1 pseudogene is annotated in these 395 nt (G+C 39.2%); it reads left to right on the forward strand.

The window, feature by feature from the left end:
• Positions 1 to 395: pseudogene (locus CF599_RS19370) on the forward strand (gliding motility-associated C-terminal domain-containing protein); the annotation flags it as partial.

Consider the following 395-nt stretch of genomic DNA (forward strand, 5'->3'; position numbering starts at 1 on the left):
GATCGTGACAGAAAGAGCGAATTGACAATGCCTGTAGGAGATGGTACATATTATCGCCCAATCTCTTTAGGAGAAAGTAGTGGAGGAAAGAATCTATTTCAAACACAGTATGTTCGTTCTAATCCCTTAACAGGAAGAGCACATGCAGGGAAGAATGCAATCATAGAAATCGATAACGCAGAGTATTGGGAGGTTAAGAATGAAGCAACAAATGGAGCAGTTATTCTAACGTTAAGTTGGGATGAACGCACTACCCCGTCAAGTCTTTTATTAGATCCAGAAAAAAAGGGCTTACATATTTTGAGATGGGATGTAGCAAGTTCAAAATGGGTAGATGAAGGTGGAATAGTAGATGTTAGTACAAAAACAGTTAAAACCCCTATGACGGTTAATGC

Origin of the sequence: Myroides sp. N17-2, assembly GCF_002286775.1 — a bacterium.
GTDB lineage: Bacteria > Bacteroidota > Bacteroidia > Flavobacteriales > Flavobacteriaceae > Flavobacterium.